Here is a 4,803-nt window from a genome sequence, read left to right as displayed (position 1 = left end):
CCCTGTTGCCGGGCCGCTGCGAGCACTTCGGCGTACCGCGCGAGGCTCTCGTCGATGGAGCAATTGATGTTGCAGCGCGAGAACTGCTCCGAGGCGGCGGCGAACACCGCAATTTCCTCGGCGCCGGCGGCGAGTGCCGCCTGAAAGCCGCGCATATTGGGGACCAGCACCGGGTAGCTCACCCCGGCCTTGCGGCGGATACCGGTGAGCACCTCGTCGGTCGCGCTCATCTGCGGAACCCACAGCGAGGAGACGAAAGCGCCGGCTTCCACCACCGTCAGGCCGGCTTGCGCGAGCCGCTCGATCAGCTCGATCCGCACGCGGGTAGGCACCTTGTGCGGCTCGTTCTGCAGGCCGTCGCGCGGCCCGACCTCGACTATCTTGACGCGTTCAGGAAGCGACATATCCCGACCTCTCAGCGTAGGCGTCGTGGCGCGCGGGGCGCTCGGCAACGACGTTCTCAATGGCTCGCGATAGCGAGCAACTCGGTGCCCTCCTGAACCTGATCGCCCTCCTTGAAGCCAATGAGCTCGATTATCCCGGCCGTCGGTGCCTTGATCGTGTATTCCATCTTCATGGCCTCGAGTACCAGCAGTGCCTGCCCCTCGATGACCTCGTCTCCCGGGGCGACGAGAATCTGCACCACCGTCCCCGGCATGGGAGCCTTCAGGCTGCCTTCACGAATCTCGTCGTCCATTCCCAGCGTAAGGGGGTCGTGCAACAGCAGTCGATGGCTCGCGCCCTCCCAGAGCACGGTCAGCTCGGCGCCCTGCTGAATCACGGTCGCCGTTACCCGCATGCCGTCGAGCTCGGCGCGAAGATCGCTCCCGCCGTTGAGCGAGCCGCAGACCTTCAGCACCCCGCCGGGCAGCTCCATTAGATAATGCCCGGGACGGTAATGGGCAATGACGGCAATATCGCTGTCATTGTCGTGAAAGTGCAGCGTGTGGTGATTGTCGTCATTGAGCACCCAGCCGTCGGTCCGGTGCCAGGGGGAGTAAGGGTCGCTGGAGTTGGCCGCGCGCTCACGGGCCGTCTCGTCATTACCCAGCAGCACGGCCAGGCACGCCAGGGCAAGCACCCGGTCGGGCGCACGGCTCGGCGGCGGCAGCAAATCGGCGTGAAAACGTTCGATGAAACCGGTGTCGATCTCACCGGCGGCGAACGCCGGATGGCCGGCGAGGCGCTGCAGAAAGTCGAGATTGGTGCTCACGCCGGTTACCTGACACTGCGCCAGGGCATGGCGCAGACGGCGCAGCGCATCGGTCCGGTTATAGTCCCAGGCGATCAGCTTGGCGATCATCGGGTCGTAATGGACGGTAATCGCATCGCCTTCCCGCACCCCGGTGTCGATGCGCAGGTGCGCTCCCGTCTGGGGCATGCGCAGGTGGTTCAGCCGTCCGGGCGCCGGCAGGAAGTGATTGTGCGGCTCCTCGGCATAAATCCGCGCTTCGAAGGCGTGGCCGCGCCGCGTCAGCTCCGGCTGCGACAACGGCAAGGGTTCGCCGGCCGCCACGCGCAGCTGCCATTCCACCAAATCCAAGCCGGTGATCATTTCAGTGACCGGATGCTCGACCTGCAGGCGGGTGTTCATTTCCAGAAAATAGTATCGGCCGCCGGGCTCGACGATAAACTCGACCGTGCCGGCTCCGATGTAACCGATCGCCTGCGCGGCCCGCGCCGCCGCCTGGCCCATTTCCTGGCGCAAGGCTTCGCTCAGGCCGGGGGCCGGGGCCTCTTCGAGGACCTTTTGGTAGCGTCGCTGCACGGAGCAGTCCCGCTCGAAAAGATAGATCACGCTACCGTGGCGATCGGCGAACACCTGAACTTCGACGTGGCGTGGTTCGCAAATGTATTTCTCGATCAACAAGCGGTCGTCGCCGAAGCTCGCCGTAGCCTCCCGCTTGGCCGCAGCGAGCGCGCCAGCGAATGCGCCGGGCTCATCGACCCGGCGCATACCCTTGCCGCCGCCACCGGCGGTTGGCTTGATCAACACGGGGTAGCCGATCTCGTCGGCGGCCTGCGCGAGTGTTTGCGGATCCTGCGCTTGGCCGTGATAGCCGGGCACGAGCGGCACGCCCGCCTCGCTCATCAGGTGCTTGGCCGCGCTTTTGGATCCCATGGCGGTAATGGCCGGCGCGGGCGGGCCGATGAATACCAAGCCGGCGTCCACGCAGGCTTGCGCGAAACCGGCGTTCTCGGCCAGAAACCCGTAACCGGGATGGACGGCGGCGGCGCCGCTGGCCTGGGCGATCTCCAGGATGCGCTCGCCGCGCAGGTAGCTCTCACGCGGCGGCGGTGCGCCGAGCAGCCAGGCTTCGTCGCACACGGCCGTGTGAAGCGCGCCGCTATCGGCTTCGGAATAGACCGCAACGGTGCGGATGCTCAAGCGACGGCAGGTCCGGGCTACCCGGCAGGCGATCTCGCCGCGGTTGGCAATCAGGCACTTTTCGAACACGCTCGCATTTCCAATGGCATCGTCGAATTCCGCATGGGTGGGCGCGATGCGCGCCAGCGTTCGCCGACCCCGCTCGCCTGCCGCACGCGCCGCGTTGCCGTGACTACTGCCAGTCGGGCTTGCGCTTTTCCAGGAACGCGCTCACGCCCTCCTTGCCTTCGGCGCTGGCACGCTGCTCGGCGGTTCGGCGCGCCATTTCCTCGATCAAGTTGTTATCGATCGCCACCCGCCGGGGCACACGAAGGAGCCGCTTGGCCATGCGTACGGCCTGCGGCGCGTTGGCGAGCAGCATCTCCGCGAGCTCGGCGATGCGCTCCTCCAGGCGCTCGGGCGCGACAACCTCATGGACCAAACCGATACGCCGGGCCTCATCGGCCGTGATGCGCTCGCCGGTGAGGAAATAACGGCGGGCCGCGCGGGCGCCGATGGCGGCCACGACATAGGGGCTGATGACCGCCGGAATCAAGCCCAGCTTTACCTCCGAGAAAGCGAAGAACGCGGTGTCGGCGGCCACGGCGATGTCGCACGCGGCAATCAGCCCGACGCCGCCGCCCAGCGCGGCACCGTGAACCTGTGCCAGCGTCGGCAGCGCCAGCTGATCCAATGTCTGCATGAGCTGCCCGAGGCGCTTGGCATCGGCGAAGTTCTCGTCCCAGGAGGCTTCGGCCGTGCGCCGCATCCAATTGAGGTCCGCGCCGGCCGAGAACGAGCCGCCGGCGGCCTGCAAAATCAGGAGCCGCGGGCGGGCGTCTTGCTCGATGCGCTCGAGCGCGGTGGTGAGCTCTTCGATGAGGACCTCGTCGAAGGCATTGCGTACCTCCGGGCGATTGAGCGTGATCCGTGCCACGTCTGCCTCGATGGAGATGGCCACTCGATTCGTCTGCATGCGCTCGCTCTTTTGGCCGTCGCCCTAACTTTCGGGGCGGATGGTTGCCCTACATGCGCAGAACGCCGAAACGGCTTGGCTCGATGGGCGCGTTCAGTGCTGCCGAGATCCCAAGCGCCAGCACGGTTCGCGTATCCGCCGGATCGATGACCCCGTCGTCCCAAAGCCGCGCTGTGGCGTAGTAGGGGTGACCCTGCGTTTCATATTGCGCGCGGATGGGCTCCTTGAATGCCTCCTCATCGGCGCTCGACCACGCTTTGCCCTGGCGGTGCCGGGCGTCGCGCTGGACTTGGGCCATGACATTGGCCGCCTGCTCGCCGCCCATCACCGAGATGCGCGCGTTCGGCCACATCCACAGCAACCGGGGCGCGTAGGCGCGCCCGCACATGCCGTAGTTGCCGGCGCCGAAGCTGCCGCCGATGATGACCGTGAATTTCGGCACCCGGGTGCAGGCCACGGCGGCGACGAGCTTCGCGCCGTCCTTGGCGATTCCACTGGCTTCGTACTTGCGCCCGACCATGAAACCGGTGATGTTTTGCAGAAACACCAGCGGGATGCTGCGTTGGCTGCAGAGCTCCACGAAATGCGTCGCTTTGAGCGCGGATTCGGAGAAAAGCACGCCGTTGTTGGCGAGCAACCCGACCGGATAGCCGTGAATGTGGGCAAACCCGCAGATCAGCGTGGTGGCATAGAGTGCCTTGAACTCGTCGAGCTCGCTGGCGTCGGTAATGCGTGCGATGACCTCGCGCACGTCGTAAGGCTGCTTGGGATCGGCGGAGACGACGCCGTGCAGCTCGCCGGGATCGTAGCGGGGCGGCTGCGGCTCGCGCACGGTCAGCTCGCAGCGCTTGCGGACGTTCAGATGGCGGACGATGCGTCGCGTGATCCCGAGCGCATGAGCATCGTTGAGCGCGTAGTGATCCGCGACGCCGGAGGTCCGCGCATGCACTTCCGCGCCGCCGAGCTCCTCGGCGCTGACCTCCTCGCCGGTAGCGGCCCGCACCAGGGGTGGGCCGCCGAGGAATATCGTGCCTTGATTGCGCACAATGACGCTCTCATCGGCCATTGCCGGCACATAAGCGCCGCCGGCGGTGCATGAGCCCATGACCACGGCAATCTGCGGGATCCCCGCGGCCGATAGGTTGGCCTGAATGTAGAAGTTGCGTCCTAAGTGCTCGCGATCCGGAAATACCTCGTCCTGACTGGGCAGATGAGCCCCGCCGGAGTCCACGAGGTCAATGCAGGGCAGGCGGTTCTGGGCGGCGATCTCCTGGGCGCGAAGGTGCTTTATGTCGGTCAGCCGGTAAAACGTGAAGCCATTAACGGAGGAGTCGTGGTCGCCCACCATACCTTCGCGGACGGCGATAATGACGATAACGTACTTGATCACAACCTCGGGAAGGGAATCGCGGTAGACGCAGTGAGAGGAACGAGCAGATAGATCGCGTATCTGATTCAC

At 65.9% G+C, this 4,803-nt stretch carries 4 protein-coding genes; all 4 read right to left on the bottom strand.

Annotated elements, in window-relative coordinates:
- On the bottom strand, positions 1-404 hold a 404-nt coding region (locus tag AC52Q4_RS11020; RefSeq protein ID WP_495536846.1), incomplete at its 3' end, for a hydroxymethylglutaryl-CoA lyase-like TIM-barrel protein.
- 56 nt (positions 405-460) lie between these two features.
- Positions 461-2,458: an acetyl/propionyl/methylcrotonyl-CoA carboxylase subunit alpha gene (locus tag AC52Q4_RS11015; RefSeq protein WP_495536845.1), complete on the bottom strand. Its 1,998-nt coding sequence runs from the start codon at positions 2,456-2,458 to the stop codon at positions 461-463.
- Between the two features lie 103 nt (positions 2,459-2,561).
- Positions 2,562-3,344: an enoyl-CoA hydratase-related protein gene (locus AC52Q4_RS11010; protein ID WP_495536844.1), complete on the bottom strand. Its 783-nt coding sequence runs from the start codon at positions 3,342-3,344 to the stop codon at positions 2,562-2,564.
- A 49-nt stretch (positions 3,345-3,393) separates the two neighbouring features.
- Positions 3,394-4,803 (bottom strand): carboxyl transferase domain-containing protein (locus AC52Q4_RS11005; RefSeq protein ID WP_495536843.1); only part of this gene is annotated, 1,410 nt, incomplete at its 5' end.

Source organism: Nitrococcus sp. (assembly GCF_059432795.1).
This window is presented reverse-complemented; position numbering and strand designations above follow the sequence as displayed.